We start from the raw sequence: 17601 nt of genomic DNA, 5'->3' as shown, positions 1-17601 counted from the left end.
TCCATCGTCACCTAGATGATGATGAGCGTTTCGACGCTTTAAAACCTGTTTGACAGGTCGCTCATTGTTCAGTTTTCAAGGAACAAATTGTTTCTCATTGATTCGCCATCGTCTCAGCGGCGACTTGATTAATATATCACATCCGGTCGTTCAATTGCAAGCACTTTTTTTAAAACTTTTTTCTTGCTTGCTTGCCAGCTTCTCAGCTGTTTGCCCGTTTCTCGGAGGCGGTAATAAAGAATTTATCACATCCCCCTATAACACGTCAAGCATATTTCGACAAAAAAATCGCAGGCTATTTCAGCCTGCGATTTAAACCCTTATGAAACGCAGTGATACCGCAGCTCCAGCGCTTCTGCATCAGACGCAAATGGCATATATGCGACCTCGCGAATGTATCCGCGCTTGACCAGCTTCTGCAGCAAAAGCGACAAATCGATGTGCAGTTCCATTAACAATGGATGAAGCTGCAGCTCCATTACGCTCCACGGCTCCTCACGGCTGCATAAAATCGTGAAGAGCAGCTCGCAGGACGATTTCATTTTGTTCATCACAGAGAACTCACAAGCGAGTAGGACAAGCTGTACCCGCTTCTCGAGCGATTCCGGCGAAGTCGTCAGCTCCTCATACAACTTATAGATACCTGGATTGAACCTGCGCATTTGCCGCCATACAGTCAGCTCAGGATGAGCTCCTTCTTCTATAAGAGCAATGTGTGCCCAATGATGAAGTGCTGCAAGAATATGCGTATAAGCGTCGAGCAGATTGTTATCTTGCAGATCCTGCTTCGCTTGCAGATAAGTGCGTAAAAAGTTGGAGAACTCAGCAAGCTCCTTCTGTCCACGTACAGTAGATGGGAATGACAACAAGCTGTCGCGTAAATCCGTTAAGTAATTGTCCCGATCCAATAGGATCTCCCCCTGAGCGAGCCATTGTATGATGCTTCGGTTCTCCACGCCTGCCGTCCATTGCTCAAGCACTGCTGGACTTACAGTTCTGATCTGTATCCGCTCTCCGCTGAAACTGACATGCTCGATACCTCTGCCTTGCTCATCCGATGACGATACGACCAGCAGCAGGAGATCCAATCCGTCAATCAACGGATTATATCGAAAAGGATTCTCGATTGCAGCCAGGCTGATCACATTCTCATTATGTTCAAAACTTTGCCTAAAATGCTCTTTTATATGTTCCACGTCTATCCTCCATATAGCTTCGCGCATTGGTTTAAGCTATAATGATTTCGCAGTTGTTTATATTTGTTGTTCGACAATGTCTGCGCATTTTCCTGCCTAGCTTAAATAGAAAAGCGCTGGTATTTGTCAGAAAGGATTGAAGATATTGTTCGGAAAATCTAGTAAAATTAACGAATTTCGGCTCTGGGGCCTCGTATTCACGCTATTCGGCATGGGTCTAATGATACTGGGCACGGCCGGGATTGTATTCTGGGGACAAGCCGGTAAAGTGTTCGCGGCGATCTTCATGGTTATCGGGATGATTGCGATGCTCGCCAGCGTAGGCGTCTACTTCTGGGCAGGCATGCTCTCAACAAGCGCACGCATTATTACGTGTCCGGAATGCGGCCGTCATACGAAGATGCTCGGCAAAACGGACCGTTGCATGTATTGCAAAACGAAAATGACCCTCGATCCAAAGCAAGCAACCGATCTGGACGAGACCGAGGAACTTAACGAAACTGAGGAGATTACTCAGCCTCAAGCATAGTCTTTAACAAACAAACGCCCTTCGCATGGTCATGAGGACCTCGCTAAGGGCGTTATTGTTATGATCTACGATTATGGCAGTTGCTTCAATGATTGATTAATGGTGCCCCAGATATCATCGGATGAGAACTGCCGCTGCCATGTAGCAACGCCAGCTAGTCCATATTTCTTGGCAAGTGCTGTACGCGACTTCATCGATAGTCCATCTTCAATCCAGATGCGCTGAAGCGCTCCGTCTTCTTTGTACTCTACATAATGCTGACCGGAATCTGCATCGAAAGTCGGCTTCAGTTTATGATCCGCGATAATGTTATTGATGGCGTCCATTCCGAGCGCCTTCGACGTCACCTTCGTCTTACCGCTATCGTCTGTCTTCTCCGTCCATAACCTTGCATAAAGAGGCATGCCCAGCACGATTTTGTTAGCGGGAACACCGTCTTCTTCAATAATGGTCTTAATCGATTGCTCGGTCCAAGGCAAAGATGCCACCGAACCGGAGGTAGAACTGGATGCCCAGTGCTCATCATAGGCCATGATCATCATGTAATCGACGGTCTTGCCCAGCGAAGCCCGGTCCAGGAACAAAGACCACATCTCGCTGTTCGACTTCGGCGACACGTCAATGGATACAACGACACCTTGCTCATGCATCAGAGGTGTCAGCTCACGCACGAACTGAACGAGATTCGCTTTGTCCGCTGTGTTCACATTTTCGAAATCCAAGTTGATCCCTTGAAGCTTATACATCTCTGCAAAAGCGGACAGCTGGCGAATCATCTGCAAGCGCGCATCCGCACTGCCGAGCGCGGCTGACGTACGGTCCGGCTCGAAGCTGTTGCTGAACACTGCCCACACCTGCATGCCCTTCTTGTGCGCCCAATTGACGTACTGCATGTCCGCTTTGCCTTTAATATTCCCTTTGCCATCGAGCAGTTCGAACCAGGTTGGAGAAACGACATTCACCCCTGGCATATCACTGATCTGCTTCGTATCCGGTGCCTTCTGGTAGACCGCCTCCCAGGTTAGGTTGATTTTGCTGCCGATGACCTTCCATGCATTATAAGGAGCAGGCTCCTGCTGGGCGTCTATTTGTTCAAGCTCTGTGAGCGTGACAGCCTTCTTCTGTGCGTATCCGGAAACGCCATCGATACTCTGAACCGTGTACCAGCCATCCTTTTCGCCCCAAATGCGCAATTCTTCCTTCTGGGTAAGACGCTTGACGATTGTTGCATGTATGGATGGGCTTGTACGAATGACGCCTTCCTCAGGCGAAATCCCGCGCTGCACCGCATCTCCTGCACGCATAACCGTGACGATATCATCAGTCGCATTATACTCAATCTTCAAACCGTAAAGCTCTTCTAACGGTGTCGTCGGCAAGTAGGCGACATTGTCCTTCACCTCTGCCGCAATACGCAGCGGATATTCCTTCTTATTCATCGTCGCCGTCAGCGCATTCGTCTTAAAGCGAAGCACTTTGTTCGCATTCGTCATAACGATCGAACCCGTCTTCTCCTCGAAGTACACTTCCTGCTTGAGCCCTAATTGATCATATATGAATGATAACGGCAGCCTGATCTGATCGCCATCCACTAATGCTCCGTCCTTGGCAGCTTCACCATGATATAGAATCGGATGCGTCGTACCATAGTCCGGCTTAACTACTGTATTGTTAGGGGACAGCCGTTCCCAGCCTACCCAGATCACACTGAACATAGCAAGCAATCCACTCATCAAAACAACCCATTTCAGCCAGCCTCCACTTTTGCGCCTAGGCCGAAAACGTACGGTTTCCACGTTGTAACACTCCTCCCTGATGGTAAACGGTAAAAAGGACAAGAATAAAAAACGCGCATGAAGGTGAGCTCTCACTCCTCAGGCGCGCGTCCAGTTCAAATGTTCAAATCGAATAAAATGAATAAAATTAATGATTGTGCCGCGTTGTGCAATCTGCGCAGATGCCGTAGATCTCCATGCGATGACCTTCTACCTTAAATCCAGTTTCTTTGGAGGCTGCAGCTTCCACATCGGTAAGCGGCGGGTAGTCGAAATCGACAATCGTACCGCAGGAGCGGCAAATCGCATGATAATGCTCGGATAAATCAGCATCAAATCGGCTTGAGTCATCACCGTAAGTCAATTCCCTAATAAGACCTGCTTCAACGAACAGACGGAGATTATTATAAATGGTCGCCACGCTCATACTAGGGAATGACGGCGAAAGCGACTTATAAATTTCATCTGCAGTGGGATGAGTCATGGAATGCATGAGATAGCTTAAGATAGCATAACGCTGCGGGGTCATACGAACGCCGGTGCTTTTCAATTGTTCTAGTGCTTGTTCAACGGTTGCACCCATATTGGCACGTCCTTTCCGCTTTGTTAGAACCATTTTACGTGCATGCTTTTCGTTTTGTCAATGAAGTGGAAAATCATTTTATCATTTGTAACGATTTACCAGTATGCTGCTGTTCGCATTAATGTTGATTCGAAACGTTCCTGAACCGATGCTGCCTCGAATTGTTTTCTTGCTAATGGTTAGCGGCAAATCGCTCGAAACATCACCAAATGTAACGGAACCATTGACCGAATAATTGCCCTGCACTGGAAGCAGCAAATGAATCTCGCCTATGGAGCTGTCAATGTCCCAATCGCCTCCGACGGCAGCGCTAACCAGATCAATATCGCCATTCAGCGTATCCGCCTTGATTGCGCCGGAAGCTTCTTTAATCGTAATTTGGCCATTCTTCGTATCGGTCTCAATGTCGCCTGTAATTTGCTGCAGCTCGATGTCGCCGCTTTGCGTGGAAGCTTGTACGGAGCCGGCAGCTTTAAACAATTTGATGTTGCCGCTCAGGGCGCTAAGCGTCGAATCACCTTGCAAATCGGAGATTATAATGCCTCCGTTCTTCGTCTCCGCATCAATTGGACCAGTCATATTGCGCAGCTCCAGCTCTCCATACGCCGCTCGAATTTGAACGCCGCCGGGTAAATTGAGCCCAGAAATATCAACCGAGCCATTCATAATGTCGAGACTGAGCTCCGCTTCAATCTCTGTCGTAGACGTCGTTGACGGCGTTAAAGTTGCTTGCGGTACACCAAAAATCGAATGAGCGGGTATAGTCACTATCATATTCATACGCGGGACTCGGTTGCCATTAGCACCGTAAGGATGGCCTTTTGCCTCGATTTCTATCTTCTTGCCGCCGTTTATTGTGACAATTGACTTCTCTGCTACTTCGTCGGCCTCTGTCTTCTCAACAGAATCGACCCACATGACGGTCTGAACTGTAACGGCATCGACATCCCCGCGTCTTACAGTCACTTTGCCGTTCGGATTATTGATCGCTATGCTCGACGTGTCCGTGTCCAGTACCTCGCTGAGCAAACCTTTGTTATATTGAAAACCCTTCTCTTCACTATATCCGCTAGTTCCGGTGAGGTTCACCTTAAATTCGTCCAACCAGCGAAAAGGCATCGATGCATATTGCGTGACGCCGAAGGCAGTGACCGCAATGATTGTCGCGAGCAGCGCGCCGCCTAGATCGAAGGCTGGTTTCCGTGGTGCTGTGCGGTACACGAGGCTCAGGACGACCATCTCAACGCCGATCAGGACAAAAGCGGCCGGCCACCACTTGCCGAGCAGCTCGATATCGTTGCGTCCGCGGACTTGGTCCCAGAGCAGAAACGAGCCGATGACGATCATCACAGCTGCGACAGTAAACCGGCCGAGCTTGAACATCCCATTCTTCCTCCTGGAAGCCGCGAATAGCGCAAGTATGATCAAGCCCGCTCCAGGGGCGTAGGAGCCGATATCATCAAGCGCCGCGAGCAGCGCTTCCGGTGCTTGCACGAGCCATAGCAGAATGAGCGCCAGACCAATGACGCTGATTCCTTGCAGCGCAGCGATGAAGCCGCTGGTGGTCCTCTGCTGCGGCTGCGGTTCCGCCGAGGCGGAGGCGGAGGAGGTGGCAGCTTCGGCGATGACGGAGGCAGAAGCGGCTTCGGCGCGCAGCTTCGCCTTCAGCTGCAGCGTATCGAAGACGCTGTAGAACCAGAAACCGGGCAGCGAGAGCCCGAGAAAAATGATCAGCAGCGCATATTTGCCGCCGCCCTCATCGGCAAAGCGAATCATTGCAGCGATATCGGTCAAGGTGCCAAGAAGGAGGAGCAGCCCTGTCAAATGCTTGCCCAGCGCCAGATGCCCGCCGCCTGGGACGACAAATGCAAATAACGGTGCAAAGAATGCACTCTTCGAACGCTCGCGCACAGACATTGTTGTGGCCCCCTTTCCTCGACTCCGACTTCCAAGCTTCTTCTTGTCATTATTATATAGTACATATTGTATCACATTTATTGGTATGCAGAAGAGGCATGTCCACGCTGGGTGGACATGCCTCTACATCAGTATTATTGGTTCAAGCGCTCAACCAGCAGCTTATTGACCAGCGCCGGGTTCGCTTTGCCCTTCGTTTCCTTCATCACTTGGCCGACGAGGAAGCCGATGGCCTTCTCTTTACCAGCCTTGAAATCTTCGACCGACTGCGGGTTGCTGCTTACGATGCGGTCAACCACTTCCGCGAGTGCGCCTTCGTCGCTGATTTGGACAAGTCCTTGCTCTTCGACGATTTGCTGCGGACCTTTGCCTGTCTCGAGCATCTCCTTGAACACGGTCTTCGCGATTTTGCTGCTGATCGTCCCTTTCTCCATGAGACCGATCATTTCGCCAAGACCTTGGCCTGTCAGCTTGATCGCATCCAGCTCAAGGCCGCCTGCGTTCAAATAGCCGAGCAGATCTCCCATGATCCAGTTCGATACCGCCTTGGCATCCTTCGTATACTGCAGGCTCTCTTCGAAGAAATCAGCAAGCTTCTTCGAAGATGTAATGACGCCGGCATCATAGGATGGCAGACCATACTCCGCTGAATAGCGAGCTTGACGCGCATCCGGGAGCTCCGGAATCGAGGCTTGCACGCGAGCTTTCCACTCATCGTCGATGTGGATCTGCACGAGATCCGGATCCGGGAAGTAACGGTAGTCATGCGCTTCTTCCTTGGAACGCATCGAGAATGTCTTCCCTTGCGTCTCATCCCAGCGGCGCGTTTCTTGAACGACTTTGCCGCCGCTGTCAAGAATGTCCGCTTGGCGCATTTGCTCATACTCCAGACCGCGTTGAACGCCGCGGAACGAGTTCATGTTCTTCAGCTCGGCGCGTGTGCCGAACTGCTCTTGATCGTAAGGACGGATACTGATGTTGGCGTCGCAGCGAAGCGAGCCCTCTTCCATCTTCACGTCGGACACCTCGCAATAGAGCATGATCGCTTTCAGCTTCTCGAGGTACGCCTTTGCTTCTTCAGGCGTACGGATATCCGGCTCGGATACGATCTCAACGAGCGGCGTGCCGACACGATTGAAGTCAACGAGGGATCCGAAGCCGCCGTCAATATGCGTCAGCTTGCCCGCGTCTTCTTCAAGATGAAGACGCGTAATGCCGATGCGCTTCGTCTTGCCATCGACTTCGATGTCGATCCAGCCATGCTCGCCGACTGGTTTATCGTATTGCGAGATTTGGTACGCTTTGGGCGAATCCGGGTAGAAGTAGTTCTTCCGGTCAAACTTGCTGATGTCGGCGATTTGGCAGTTGAGCGCCATTGCAGCCTTCATCGCGAATTCCAGCGCTTGGCGGTTCAACACCGGCAGCACGCCAGGGTGCCCGAGACAAATCGGGCATGTATGGGTATTCGGCGGGGCGCCGAAGGACGTGGAGCAGCCGCAGAAGATTTTGCTCTTCGTATGGAGCTCGACGTGCACTTCAAGCCCGACAACCGTTTCGTATTGGTTCGGTTCAAACATCGATTAGCCCTCCTGCTTCATTGGCATCCGCGCACGATTATAGCTGCGGACGCTGTTTGTGATGCTCAGTGTGCTGCTCGTACGCATGCGCGGCGCGAAGCACCGTGCGCTCGTCGAACGCTTTGCCGATAATTTGCAAACCGATCGGCATGCCGTCCGCGAAGCCGCAAGGCACGCTAATTGCTGGAACGCCAGCAAGGCTGACCGGAATCGTACAAATATCGTTCAAATACATCGTGAGCGGATCGCCCACTTGCTCACCGATGCGGAATGCCGTTGTCGGCGCAGTCGGTCCGATGATAAGGTCAAAGTCCTTGAACACATTGTCAAAGTCCTGCTTGATCAGCGTACGGACTTTCTGTGCTTTCAGATAATACGCGTCATAGTAGCCGGAGCTGAGCGCATATGTGCCAAGCATAATCCGGCGCTTCACTTCCGGACCGAAGCCTTGGCTGCGGGATTTGCGGTACAGGTCAATCAGGTTGTCCGGATTCTCTGCGCGAACGCCATAGCGGACGCCGTCGAAACGCGCCAGGTTGGACGATGCTTCCGAGGAAGCAAGCAGATAATATGTCGCAACCGCATATTCGGTATGCGGCATCGACACTTCTTCCCATGTTGCGCCAAGGCTCTCGAACTGTTTCAAAGCAGCAAGTACCGCTTCTTTAACAGCCGGATCAATGCCTGCGCCCATGTATTCCTTCGGAACGCCGATGCGAAGACCTTTCACATCGCCGCTTAGTGCGCTGACGTAGTCAGGAATCTCTACATTCGCGGAGGTCGAATCGCTCGGGTCGTAGCCTGCGATCGCTTGCAGCACATACGCGGAATCCTCAACGTTCTTCGTCAGCGGGCCGATCTGGTCAAGCGACGAAGCGAAGGCAACGAGGCCGAAACGCGATACGAGACCGTACGTTGGCTTGAGGCCGACAATACCGCAGTATGCCGCCGGCTGGCGAATCGAGCCGCCGGTATCGGAGCCGAGCGAGAAGTAGACTTGTCCGGCAGCAACAGATGCTGCGGAGCCGCCGCTGGAGCCGCCCGGAACGTAATCCGTGTTCCAAGGGTTGCGCGTAGGGAAGAAGCTCGAGTTCTCGTTCGAGCCGCCCATCGCGAACTCGTCCAAGTTCAGCTTGCCGATGGTGATCGACTGCGCGGACTTCAGCTTCTTCACAACGGAAGCGTCATAGATCGGATCATAATTGCGCAGGAACTGGCTTGCGCAAGTCGTTGTGATTCCTTCCGTTACGATGTTGTCCTTGATGCCGGCAGGAAGACCGAACAACAATCCTTGCTCGCCGCCTGCTTGCAGAGCGCCGTCCAGCTCAGCTGCTGCTTTGCGCGCGCCCTCTTCATTCAATGTCAAAAAGGCTTTAACGGATTCATCCGTCTTCGCAATTTGCGCGTAGGAAGACTCTACGAGGTCAAGAGCCGACAGCTCTTTCGTTCTCAACTTGCTATGTACGTCCTGAAGGCGTAAATCAAAGAGTGCCAACAGCCTTTCCTCCTTTCGCTATGTAAGCGTGTCTCTTATTCCAATACAGCCGGTACTTTAAACTGGCCGTCATCTTCGTCTGGTGCATTGCGCAGCGCCGTTTCATTGGAAACCGATGGCTTGATGACATCGTCGCGCATCACATTATAAACCGGCAGCACGTGGCTGGTCGGCTCCACATCGTCTGTATGAAGCTCGTTCAGCTTCTCTGCGTATTTAAGGATCGCATTAAGCTGACCGTTGAACTGCTCTTTCTCCTGCTCGGAAAGCTCCAGCCGGGCCAGATTGGCCACATGCTCAACATCTTTAATCGTAATGCTCATCTTCTCATGTCCCGTCCTTTCTAGCCATTTTGCACATATTCTACCTATTATAACGTAAGCCCTTGATCAAACTCAATGATAAAGCGCATGAGCAAGTGCGGTATTCCGGTGGCGAAAATGATACGAATATGAAGAAAAACTTCATCTGGAGCTAAGCGTTCTTTTACATTCATTTCAGCTAGATTTAAGGTTAGGCGACCATACTGGGTCTTGTAACCAGCAAGATGACCAAAATACAGGAGGAAACTTTAATGAACAAAACGATGAAAGCGATCGGCTTGACAGCTGCCATTGCAGTTATGATCCCGCTGAGCGCGTACGCGGCGACTACCACTAACTCGACATCCACTTCAACTTCTACTACTGCAACGACAAACTCGAATTCGACGCAGCAACAAGGCAAGTTTGGTGCTCATCCCGGGCAAAGAGGCGGCTTCGGCGGCGGTGCAGTAAGCCAAGAGGTACTGGATCTGCTTAAGCTTGATGCGGCGGCGCTGAAAGAGAAGTTTGCATCCGGCAAGACACTTGCACAAGTAGCTACCGAGCAAGGCGTATCGCGTGATGACCTGAAGAAAGCGATGACCGCGGCGTTCGACAAGCAGCAAGCGACGGAGAAGCAAGCGTTCACGGACAACCTGGACAAGCTGGTGGACAGCCAGCCAGGCACGATGGATGGGCATTTCGGCGGCGGCAAAGGCGGCTTCGGAATGGGCTTCGGCGGCAAGGGCGGCTTCCATTTCGAGAGGAAAACCGATATTAATGCAGCTGCAGCTCCTGTGCTCGGCATGACTGCGGACGCAGTGAACACGGCTCTGAAATCCGGCGACAAGTCGCTCGCGGATCTGGCGAAGGATAGAGGCGTAGACGCTCAAAAAGTTATTGATGCCGTGAAGCAAGCGATCATCGATGACTTGAATGCATCGGTGAAAGCAGGCGACCTGACGCAGGCACAAGCGGATAAAGCGATTGCAGATGCAGCGAATATCGCAGAGAACACAGTGAACGGAAAAGGCGCACGCATGAAAATGGAAGGCCGTTTCGGCGGCATTGGCAATGCGGACCTGTCCGGTGCTGCCGCGGCGCTCGGAGTTACGGCCGAAGACCTGAAAAAGGCGTTAGCTTCCGGCAAAACGCTGGCGGATGTCGCGAAGGATAAGGGCGTCGACGCTCAGAAGGTCATCGATGCAGTGAAGAAAACAATCGTGGATAACCTGAATGCAGCAGCAACAGCAGGTAAGTTGACGCAGGAACAAGCGGACAAAGCGATTGCGAATGCCGAGGAGCAAGCGACGAACTTGGTGAACGGCAAGCTGGGACGTCAATTCCATGGCATGGGGAATCGGATGAAGGGCGACGGCGCTGGCGCTTCCTCGACTACGACGACGACTTCTGCTTCCTCCGCGACGAGTGCATAAGAGTCGGTGAACATACTTAGCTCAAATTAAAAAGGAAGCCGCTCCCCTGTTATTGTGGCAGGCGGGCGGCTTTTTGTGTCTGATCCTCTCACATATTTTTCGGAAAGCGCTCCGTAATCGGATCCCTTACACTATGAAATAAGCGATACCACTATAGTTGATAAGGAGCGGAGCAATCCGATGAGCGATGCTGCTGCAAAACGAGATTATAGTATTACGGGTCAAGAGCGATTCCATGCCATGGAGAAAGGTCTTGTGTCGGCCGACTGGTACAAATGCCCGATTCCTCGAAAAAGGTTAAAGGAGCTTATGGTCAGACGCAACGGTCCTGCGCTGCGAGATATTTTGCTCTATCTTGCCGCCATGATCGTCACCGGCTATATTGCGTACCTGTCATGGGGCACGTGGTGGGCAATCCCTGCTTTTGCCTTATACGGCACGGTTTACTTCGTTGGCTCCGTATCCAAATGGCATGAGTACAGCCACGGTACGCCGTTCAAAACGGGCTGGCCTAACGAAGTGATCTACCAGTTCACTTCGTTCCTTATCCTCGTGCAAGCGACGAACTTCCGCTGGAGTCATGTACGTCACCATACGGATACGTATATCGTCGGCAGCGATCCGGAAATTATGGCGCCTCGCCCGCCGAAGTTTTTCCCGCTCATTCGGTCAGCTTTTCGAATTGAAGATGTGAAGGGCAATACGCCGAAGACGTTATTCTTGCACGCGATTGGCAACCTGAATGAAACGGAGAAGGAGCTTATTCCAGAAAGTCAGTACAAGAAACTGTTCTTGGAAGCACGTACTTTCATTGGCGTGTTCGTGGTGTTGATCGGGCTCTGCTTCTACACGCACAGCATCCTGCCGCTTATGTACGTCGGGTTGCCTGCTTACTACGGCTCCTTCCTCATGACGGTGCTCAATATGACGCAGCATCTCGGACTGTACGAAGATAAGCTGGATCACCGCCTCTGCTGCCGGACGTTCTATACGAATCCGATCCTTCGGTTTTTGTATACGAACATGAACTACCATATGGAGCATCACATGTTCCCGATGGTGCCTTACTACAACCTGCCGGCGCTGCATGAGGAGATCAAGCATGATTGCCCTGCCGCTGCCCCGAGTTTCCGGGCTGCTGTCCGTGAAGCAGCAACGGCATTATGGCGAATAAAGACGGAACCGACCCATATCGTACCGAAGTACCGCGAGTTTGCTGAACGCGTGGGACGGGATTGCAAAGGCGCTTAGCCTAGGGATCAGCATTGTGTAGCAAAGCTATTTGGTGATATTGGCAGCGAATCCACTCGATTCGATTGGGAGCAATTAATATCAACCCATTTGCAGTAAATAGCCGCTTCATACCACGAGAGTCGGTTTTCCCGACTCTCAGCTTGATTTCGCTGCATTATCGTGCGTGAGAGTCGAGTTTTCCGACTCTCAGTCCGGCAAACCCGCCCTTCATCGCCGCTTCATACCACGAAGCTTAGCATTTAGCCGCTCAGGCAACCGTAAAAAAATCCCGCCTGTAATGCAAAAGGGCTATCCCTCGTCATCTTTGATGACTGTTGGGATAGCCCTTTGTTTATTTACTCGCTGCCTAATCTCGTCCGCATTGCTGCTTCAATTTGCAATAACGCTTGCTCCAAGAGAGAGCGAGAGCACGCCACATTCATCCGCATAAATCCGCTGCCTTCTGCTCCGAACTGAATGCCCGTGCTGAGCGCAACTTTCGCCTCGTGTGTAAAAAATTGCTCCAAATCCTCATCCGATAGTTCAAGCTCGCGGCAATCCAGCCAAATCAGAAACGTTCCTTCCGGCTGCACCGGTTTTATCGCCGGTATACGCTGCTTCATGAATTGCATGACAAGCTCCACATTACCTTCGACGTACTGCAGCATCTGGGTGAGCCACTCTTCCCCGTGCCTGTAAGCTGCCTCTGTGGCAATAATGCCGAACGTGTTCGGTGCTGCCAGCGACAAATCGTACATGGCCTGGTTATATGCGTTCCGCCATTTGGGATTCGATATAATAACGCTCGACGTGTGCTGGTCCATCAAATTGAAGGTTTTGCTCGGCGCAATGCATGTGATGCTGTGTTCGGCGAACTCCGGTGATATCGAGGCAAACGGGATATGCTTGCTGCCTTGATGCGCGAGATCGGAATGAATTTCGTCCGAGACCACCATTACGCCCCGCTTGAGGCAAATTTCTCCGAGACGCGTAAGCTCTTCCCGGCTCCATACTCGCCCTACCGGGTTGTGCGGACTGCATAGAATGATCATTCGTACGCTGGGATCGAGATTTTCTTCCAGGTGATCCAGATCCATCACGTACCTGCCGTTTGCAAGCTTAAGCGGATTAACGGCAACCTCACGCCCCTGCGCTTTGATGACACGATAAAAGTTATGATAGACCGGCGATTGCACCAGCACTTTATCTCCCGGCTTCGTAAAGGCATGAATGATGAGCGACAGCGAAGGAAGCACGCCTGAACTGTGCGAAAGCCATTCTTTCTTAATCGTCCACTGATGCCTTCGTTCAAGCCAATCCATAATTGCCTGTACGTACGTGTCCATTCTTACGGAATATCCGTACACGCCATGCTCGCACCGTTGTTTCAACGCTTCAGTAACTGCTGGCGGAGATGCAAAATCCATATCCGCTACCCACATCGGAATCGCATCCTGCGTACCGTGGCTGCTTTCCAGATTGTCCCACTTCAAGCACGCGCTATTGCGGCGATTAATCGGTTTATCAAAGTTGTAATCCATTATCCAGCCCCCGAATTAATGTCCAATTGTACGCTATACGTTTCACTTAATGCCGAATATATCATGTTCGATTGAGCGTGTACAGAAACGCCGGTCCACGCCATCGGTCCACACCATAATAAAAAGCTGACTCCGGATCATATCCGGCGCCAGCCTTCTGTACTGCATACAAGTATTCGGTTAGATCCACGCTTTCAGACGCACTTGCCGAATAAACTCTTCACGCGACTGAGGCTCGCTCTCCTCGGGCTCTTCCTCTTCGGCATCCTCGTTCTCACCGTTCATAATGCGCTTGAACAGCTCTTCATTATGGGTCGCCAGGGCAAAATCGATGAGCGCTTCCCGCTCCAAACGATCGACTTCAAGCCGCATCAGCACTTCCTCGAGCTCCACATCCGCAGCAGGCACATAGAAATTACGGTTCGCCTTCGGAACCCGAATTACATAGTCGAACGCGTTGTCCGCATTGCGGTCATACGCGATGATATATCCATACTCCTCAACCGGAAGGCCTTGTTCAAAAAGGTCCGACATAATTACAACACGCTGGCCTAGCTTAAACACGTACAACCACTCCCGTCACCATTTCCGAACTCTATCTCCTTCTATCCTACTAAAAAATAGGAGTGAAGTCCAATAAAGCAAGGTTGATAGGCTGATAGCTATATCGCATCTAGAGAGGGCCGTTTGCGCAGCACCGCGGAGGCAGCTGCGAGCAGTGCAAGCATCGACACGAGCGTGATCGCCACCACCGCGAGGGTATGGTTGTCGCCGGCAGCTGCGTCGTATTGCGAGTACGCCAAATGCGGCAGCACGCCTGGGCTGTACGCGAGCGCATCAGGAAATGCCGAAGACGTCAGCGCGAGCAGTGCCGCCACGCCGAGCGCACAAGCTGCCGCGGCTGCGCCGCTTCGCAGCCAGGAGCTGAAGAACAGCGTAAGCGAGCCTGCGAGGCAGAGCCAGAGGCTGAACAGCAGATAAGCGCTTAGGCTGTGCTGCCAACCAACGGCATCGAACAGCGCGGTCGTATAGTAGAGCGCACCGCCAAAGCCGCCAGCGAAAGCGATGAGGACGAGCACTGCCATCGCGGCCCATTTTGCTGTAACGAATGAGAGATAAGAGATTGGTTTTACGAGTATCATGCTGGTCAGCCCGCTCGATCGCTCGGCAGAGATGATGCCCATGACCGAGAGCGACAGAATAAGAATACCGATTGTATTAAATTGCTGCAGGGTTTGGGCCATCACTTCGGAAGCTGTCGGCTTCGGAATGGTAATGACCGCGCCTGGCGGCAAATTCCCGGCATGAGCAATAATATCGGGCAGAAAATAAGACATGACCGGCTGCATCGCGCCATACAGAATAAACACGAGCGGCACCCAGAGCAGCTTGTAGCTGCGCAGCAGTTCCAGCTGCTCTTTGCGGTATAGGACTAACCATTGTCGCATTCTCACTTATGCTTCACCACCTTCAGGAACAGATCCTCCAGCGTCGAGTAGCCGATTTCGAGCTTGGTTACGGGGAGGTTCCGAGCGAGCAGCTGCTCAAGCACGATGCGTCTCGCTTCGCCTATGTCACGTACGATGAGCTTCGCTGCGCAGCTGTTCAGCGGATCCAGCTCGTATCGGATGATGCATGAATTTGCAGCAGTCACAGCAGGCGCAGTAGATCGTGCAGGCGAAACAGATGGTGCAACGAGCGATTGCAGCCATTGTACGAACGCCTCGCGAGCAGCAGGCTGCCCCGCGTTCTCGTTCTCGTTCTCGTTCTCGTTCACGTTCTCATTCTCGATTTCGAGCAGCAGCACCGATTCCCGATTAGCAGCTCGAATCTCGCTGAGCGCGCCTTGAAGAGCGATACGTCCGCTCTCCATAATGAGCACGTCATCGCACAGCTCCTCCGCATCATGCAGCACATGCGTCGAGAACAGGATGGTCATCTCCCGCTTCAGCTCGCCGAGCAGCTCCATGACCTCTCGGCGCCCGATCGGATCGAGCGCCGATACCGGCTCGTCCAGAATGAGCAGTTTCGGCCGATGGATGAGCGCCTGCGCCAAGCCGAGGCGCTGCTTCATGCCGCCGGAATAGCCGGCAATGCGCCGCTTGCCTGCCGCGCCAATGCCGACTCGCTCCAGCAGCTCGACGCTTCGCTGCGCGGCTTCCCGACGCCCCATGCCGCACAGCTCTGCGGCGTACTGGGCAAATTCGAGGCCGCTCATCCAGCCGTGAAAAGCCGGCGTCTGCGGCAAATAGCCAATCAGCGCGCGATGATCCCCGCCCGCGCCCATTCCTGCTCCTGCTCCTGCTCCAGCCCTCGCTACTTGCTGTACATCGCGGAATCGGATGCTTCCTGACGAAGGCTTAAGCAGCCCGGTCAGGATGCGGATCGTCGTTGTTTTGCCGGCTCCGTTCGGACCTAGCAGCGCGGTGCAGCGTCCTTCGCCCAGCTTGAAAGATACGTCCTGCAGCGCTTTCGCGGAGCTGCCGAACTGCTTGCTCAGTCCTTGAACCTCAAGAAGTTTCTCCATCTCTTCTACGCACCTTCCTACGCTTGCTTTCTTCCGACGAGGAAGAAGATGATGGAGCCCAAGAGATTACCGAAGATGATGATCAGGATCCACATCCATTTCGGCCCTCTTGTTTGCTCAGCCCGTGCGCAAACAACAATTGCTATTATCATTAAGATGAACTGCACGATTGCTAGCGGCAAAATAATCGTCATCAGTTGAGAGTTAGTCAGTTGGTCCATGTTCTATTTCCCCTTTGCATTTCTAAATTGGCTCCAGTCGACCCGAACGATCAAGAAATAAAATATCAGCGGCATCGGACACTGAATGAGTCCCCAGATTCCCCAAAACCATGGATATCTGCTGTGCTTGCGCGCATCTATAAACAGCCAGGAAGATTGAGCGATCAATAAAATCGCCACCCCAATGAGAGTAAGGACGAGATTCATTCCTGCCATTCGCGCCGCCGCCTTTCCCTGCGCTTCGCACCGCTCACAGCCATGAAGACGGCTGCCGCTACAAAGGCAATTCCTTGCACAATCGCGAACAGGATTATACTGCTCTGCCATAGCAGCAACAGCACGCTCAGCACCATCAAGCTGACGATCCAGAACAACGCCAGCTCCTTCCAGTAGCGCTGCCGCAGCGCTTTGTTCTTCTCGCCGACAAGCGCAGTTAGTGCGGCAAGCGCAGGCGGGTTCGGCGGTGTAATGGATTGGTCCCACTTCTCGACATGGGGGGCGAGAAGCTCGCGGTATTCTTGCTCAAGCTCTTCCTCTTCAGCACGATTCGAACGGTTCGTATCCTCAGACTTTTTCATTCGTCGCCCAGCTCCTTTCTCAATTGCTTCAATCCGTTATGCAGCCTGGACTTCACGGTCCCGACCGGAATTTCGAGCCATGCTGCAATTTCCTCGTATGCATAACCGTAATAGTACTTTAGTAAAATCGGTACCCGAATCTCATATGACAGCGCACCGAGCGCATCCAGGGCATACGGCCACTCCTGCTGCTGCATAGCCGCATCGAACCGAATGGCATGCATCGCCTGCTCCTCGGTCTGCCATCGCTTCTCTCGGTTCTGCTTGCGCATTTCATCCAAGTACCGCCTTGTACCAATCGAAATGAGCCAGGTCGAAAATTTGCTTCGCCGCTGAAAGCTGGTTATCCGTTCAATCGCCCTCAGCATCGTATCCTGCACCAAATCCTCCGCGAGCGCCTTGTTCATCGTCACCTTCAGCATGTAACGGTACAGCATCGGATAGTGGCTGTGCAGCAAGCTGGCCAGCGCCTCTTCATCCCCGCGGACCGCACGCTTAGTCAGCTGCTCATCTTCGACTGGCGGCTCCACCGTGTTCATCCCCCAGCTCCAGCTCCTTCAATTTCAATTTCAATTTCACTTTCACTTTCACTTTCAATTTCACTTTCAATTCAATTACAATTCCACTCTCGTCTTGAGCTCTTTAAGTTCGTTGTCGCCAATATGACGCCTAGGTATGCCATTTTGTTCAC

The 17601-nt window shown here is 52.3% G+C and carries 18 protein-coding genes; 3 read left to right on the top strand and 15 right to left on the bottom strand.

The features are described 5' to 3' along the window. Nucleotides 1–320: 320 nt before the first annotated feature. Nucleotides 321–1196: a nucleotidyltransferase-like protein gene (locus A8990_RS12615; RefSeq protein WP_245995986.1), complete on the bottom strand. Its 876-nt coding sequence runs from the start codon at nucleotides 1194–1196 to the stop codon at nucleotides 321–323. A 145-nt stretch (nucleotides 1197–1341) separates the two neighbouring features. Here A8990_RS12615 and A8990_RS12610 point away from each other — a divergent pair, with 145 nt between their 5' ends. Then, nucleotides 1342–1725 (top strand): YgzB family protein, encoded by a 384-nt coding sequence (locus A8990_RS12610; RefSeq protein WP_116189381.1) that lies wholly within the window; start codon nucleotides 1342–1344, stop codon nucleotides 1723–1725. A 71-nt stretch (nucleotides 1726–1796) separates the two neighbouring features. On the opposite strand, the gene A8990_RS12605 is transcribed toward A8990_RS12610, so the two are convergent. The 6 genes from A8990_RS12605 to gatC form a co-directional block, all read right to left on the bottom strand. Then, nucleotides 1797–3521, bottom strand: a complete 1725-nt coding sequence (locus A8990_RS12605) for a glycosyl hydrolase family 18 protein (protein WP_116189380.1) — start codon at nucleotides 3519–3521, stop codon at nucleotides 1797–1799. 127 nt (nucleotides 3522–3648) lie between these two features. Further along, nucleotides 3649–4083: a Fur family transcriptional regulator gene (locus A8990_RS12600; RefSeq protein WP_116189379.1), complete on the bottom strand. Its 435-nt coding sequence runs from the start codon at nucleotides 4081–4083 to the stop codon at nucleotides 3649–3651. An 81-nt stretch (nucleotides 4084–4164) separates the two neighbouring features. Further along, entirely contained in the window at nucleotides 4165–6000 is a 1836-nt protein-coding gene (locus A8990_RS12595; protein WP_116189378.1) for a DUF4097 family beta strand repeat-containing protein, read from the bottom strand. A gap of 134 nt (nucleotides 6001–6134) precedes the next feature. Further along, the gene (gene gatB, locus A8990_RS12590; protein WP_116189377.1) at nucleotides 6135–7577 is read right to left on the bottom strand and encodes an Asp-tRNA(Asn)/Glu-tRNA(Gln) amidotransferase subunit GatB; all 1443 of its coding nucleotides are present in this window, start codon (nucleotides 7575–7577) and stop codon (nucleotides 6135–6137) included. Nucleotides 7578–7614: 37 nt separating this feature from the next. Then, on the bottom strand, nucleotides 7615–9072 hold the full coding sequence (gatA, locus tag A8990_RS12585; RefSeq protein ID WP_116189376.1) for an Asp-tRNA(Asn)/Glu-tRNA(Gln) amidotransferase subunit GatA: 1458 nt from the start codon (nucleotides 9070–9072) through the stop codon (nucleotides 7615–7617). Between the two features lie 35 nt (nucleotides 9073–9107). Further along, entirely contained in the window at nucleotides 9108–9395 is a 288-nt protein-coding gene (gene gatC, locus A8990_RS12580; protein WP_116189375.1) for an Asp-tRNA(Asn)/Glu-tRNA(Gln) amidotransferase subunit GatC, read from the bottom strand. 251 nt (nucleotides 9396–9646) lie between these two features. On the opposite strand from gatC, the gene A8990_RS12575 reads away from it, so the two are divergent. Further along, nucleotides 9647–10810 carry a hypothetical protein gene (locus A8990_RS12575; protein WP_116189374.1) on the top strand — a complete coding sequence of 388 codons (1164 nt, stop codon included), beginning with the start codon at nucleotides 9647–9649 and terminating at the stop codon, nucleotides 10808–10810. Between the two features lie 180 nt (nucleotides 10811–10990). Further along, on the top strand, nucleotides 10991–12061 hold the full coding sequence (locus A8990_RS12570) for a fatty acid desaturase (protein WP_116189373.1): 1071 nt from the start codon (nucleotides 10991–10993) through the stop codon (nucleotides 12059–12061). Between the two features lie 338 nt (nucleotides 12062–12399). Here A8990_RS12570 and A8990_RS12565 read toward each other — a convergent pair whose 3' ends face one another. The 8 genes from A8990_RS12565 to sigY form a co-directional block, all read right to left on the bottom strand. Further along, nucleotides 12400–13584: a MalY/PatB family protein gene (locus A8990_RS12565; protein ID WP_116189372.1), complete on the bottom strand. Its 1185-nt coding sequence runs from the start codon at nucleotides 13582–13584 to the stop codon at nucleotides 12400–12402. A gap of 180 nt (nucleotides 13585–13764) precedes the next feature. Beyond that, nucleotides 13765–14148, bottom strand: a complete 384-nt coding sequence (locus A8990_RS12560) for an ATPase (protein WP_116189371.1) — start codon at nucleotides 14146–14148, stop codon at nucleotides 13765–13767. Between the two features lie 98 nt (nucleotides 14149–14246). Further along, a complete protein-coding gene (locus A8990_RS12555; RefSeq protein WP_116189370.1) occupies nucleotides 14247–15032 on the bottom strand; it encodes an ABC transporter permease in 786 nt (261 codons plus the stop codon). 2 nt (nucleotides 15033–15034) lie between these two features. Beyond that, nucleotides 15035–16111, bottom strand: coding sequence for an ABC transporter ATP-binding protein (locus A8990_RS12550; RefSeq protein ID WP_116189369.1), 1077 nt, complete (start codon nucleotides 16109–16111; stop codon nucleotides 15035–15037). 17 nt (nucleotides 16112–16128) lie between these two features. After that, nucleotides 16129–16332, bottom strand: coding sequence for a PLDc N-terminal domain-containing protein (locus tag A8990_RS12545; protein ID WP_116189368.1), 204 nt, complete (start codon nucleotides 16330–16332; stop codon nucleotides 16129–16131). Between the two features lie 3 nt (nucleotides 16333–16335). Continuing rightward, the gene (locus A8990_RS12540; RefSeq protein ID WP_116189367.1) at nucleotides 16336–16548 is read right to left on the bottom strand and encodes a sigmaY antisigma factor component; all 213 of its coding nucleotides are present in this window, start codon (nucleotides 16546–16548) and stop codon (nucleotides 16336–16338) included. Beyond that, nucleotides 16536–16910 carry a DUF5345 family protein gene (locus A8990_RS12535; protein ID WP_116189366.1) on the bottom strand — a complete coding sequence of 125 codons (375 nt, stop codon included), beginning with the start codon at nucleotides 16908–16910 and terminating at the stop codon, nucleotides 16536–16538. Before A8990_RS12535 ends, A8990_RS12540 begins: the two co-directional genes overlap by 13 nt. Continuing rightward, nucleotides 16907–17449 (bottom strand): RNA polymerase sigma factor SigY, encoded by a 543-nt coding sequence (gene sigY / locus A8990_RS12530; RefSeq protein ID WP_116189365.1) that lies wholly within the window; start codon nucleotides 17447–17449, stop codon nucleotides 16907–16909. Before sigY ends, A8990_RS12535 begins: the two co-directional genes overlap by 4 nt. Between the last annotated feature and the right edge of the window lie 152 nt (nucleotides 17450–17601).

The sequence above is a fragment of the Paenibacillus taihuensis genome (genome assembly GCF_003386535.1).
Lineage (GTDB): Bacteria > Bacillota > Bacilli > Paenibacillales > Paenibacillaceae > Paenibacillus_Z > Paenibacillus_Z taihuensis.
Note: the sequence above shows the minus strand (reverse complement) of the source record. Positions and strands in the feature narration are given on the sequence as shown.

What these genes read in the sequence shown, in the direction of transcription:
- A8990_RS12600 (WP_116189379.1), bottom strand. Translation starts at nt 4,083, where the DNA reads ATGGGTGCAACCGTTGAACAAGCACTAGAACAATTGAAAAGCACCGGC.
- A8990_RS12595 (WP_116189378.1), bottom strand. Translation starts at nt 6,000, where the DNA reads ATGTCTGTGCGCGAGCGTTCGAAGAGTGCATTCTTTGCACCGTTATTT.
- gatB (WP_116189377.1), bottom strand. Translation starts at nt 7,577, where the DNA reads ATGTTTGAACCGAACCAATACGAAACGGTTGTCGGGCTTGAAGTGCAC.
- gatC (WP_116189375.1), bottom strand. Translation starts at nt 9,395, where the DNA reads ATGAGCATTACGATTAAAGATGTTGAGCATGTGGCCAATCTGGCCCGG.
- A8990_RS12575 (WP_116189374.1), top strand. Translation starts at nt 9,647, where the DNA reads ATGAACAAAACGATGAAAGCGATCGGCTTGACAGCTGCCATTGCAGTT.
- A8990_RS12570 (WP_116189373.1), top strand. Translation starts at nt 10,991, where the DNA reads ATGAGCGATGCTGCTGCAAAACGAGATTATAGTATTACGGGTCAAGAG.
- A8990_RS12565 (WP_116189372.1), bottom strand. Translation starts at nt 13,584, where the DNA reads ATGGATTACAACTTTGATAAACCGATTAATCGCCGCAATAGCGCGTGC.
- A8990_RS12555 (WP_116189370.1), bottom strand. Translation starts at nt 15,032, where the DNA reads ATGCGACAATGGTTAGTCCTATACCGCAAAGAGCAGCTGGAACTGCTG.
- A8990_RS12550 (WP_116189369.1), bottom strand. Translation starts at nt 16,111, where the DNA reads ATGGAGAAACTTCTTGAGGTTCAAGGACTGAGCAAGCAGTTCGGCAGC.
- A8990_RS12545 (WP_116189368.1), bottom strand. Translation starts at nt 16,332, where the DNA reads ATGGACCAACTGACTAACTCTCAACTGATGACGATTATTTTGCCGCTA.
- A8990_RS12540 (WP_116189367.1), bottom strand. Translation starts at nt 16,548, where the DNA reads ATGGCAGGAATGAATCTCGTCCTTACTCTCATTGGGGTGGCGATTTTA.
- A8990_RS12535 (WP_116189366.1), bottom strand. Translation starts at nt 16,910, where the DNA reads ATGAAAAAGTCTGAGGATACGAACCGTTCGAATCGTGCTGAAGAGGAA.
- sigY (WP_116189365.1), bottom strand. Translation starts at nt 17,449, where the DNA reads ATGAACACGGTGGAGCCGCCAGTCGAAGATGAGCAGCTGACTAAGCGT.